General features: G+C 66.0%; 1 protein-coding gene. It reads left to right on the forward strand.

Annotated elements, in window-relative coordinates:
• Positions 1–1,052: aminofutalosine synthase MqnE (gene mqnE, locus ACZ6NC_RS41985; RefSeq protein ID WP_465739157.1), on the forward strand; the 1,052-nt coding region annotated here is incomplete at both ends.

A 1,052-nucleotide genomic window follows, 5' to 3' on the forward strand; every position in this document is an offset into this window, starting at 1 on the left:
TGGGCGGTCTGGCCCACCATGTGCGGACGGAGAAGAACGGCGATGTCGTCCACTTCAACGTGAACCGTCACCTCAACATGACCAACGTGTGCAGCGCGTCCTGTGCGTACTGCTCGTTCCAGCGCAAGCCGGGCGAGAAGGACGCGTACACGATGCGGATCGAGGAGGCGGTGCGGCTGGCGAAGGCGATGGAGGTGGACTCCCTCACGGAGTTGCACATCGTCAACGGTCTGCACCCGACCCTGCCGTGGCGTTACTACCCGCGTTCGCTGCGGGAGCTGAAGGCGGCGCTGCCGAACGTGTCGCTGAAGGCTTTCACCGCCACCGAGATCCACTGGTTCGAGAAGATCAGCGGCATGCCGGCCGACGAGATCCTGGACGAGTTGATCGACGCCGGTCTGGAGTCGCTGACCGGTGGTGGGGCGGAGATCTTCGACTGGGAGGTCCGCCAGCACATCGTCGACCACGACACCCACTGGGAGGACTGGTCGCGGATCCACCGTCTCGCGCACGGCAAGGGTCTCAAGACGCCGTCGACGATGCTCTACGGTCACATCGAGGAGCCCCGCCACCGGGTGGACCACGTGTTGCGGCTGCGTGAGCTGCAGGACGAGACCGGCGGGTTCCAGGTCTTCATCCCGCTGCGTTACCAGCACGACTTCCACGACTCCAAGGACGGCGTCGTGCGGAACAGGCTGATGGCCCGTACCGAGATGGCCACCGGTGCCGAGGCGCTGAAGACCTTCGCGGTCTCCCGGCTGCTGTTCGACAACGTGCCGCACGTCAAGGTCTTCTGGGTGATGCACGGTGTCACGACCGCGCAGCTGGCGCTCAGCCATGGTGCGGACGACATGGACGGCTCGGTGGTCGAGTACAAGATCACCCATGACGCGGACAACTTCGGCACCCCGAACAAGCTCGGCCGGGACGACCTGCTGGGCCTGATCCGGGACGCCGGCTTCCGTCCGGTGGAGCGCAACACCCGCTACGAGGTCATCCGCGAGTACGACGGCCCGGACCTGACCCGCCGCGACACCCCCCAAGCCATGCGC

The organism is Kitasatospora sp. NPDC041988 (genome assembly GCF_055588525.1).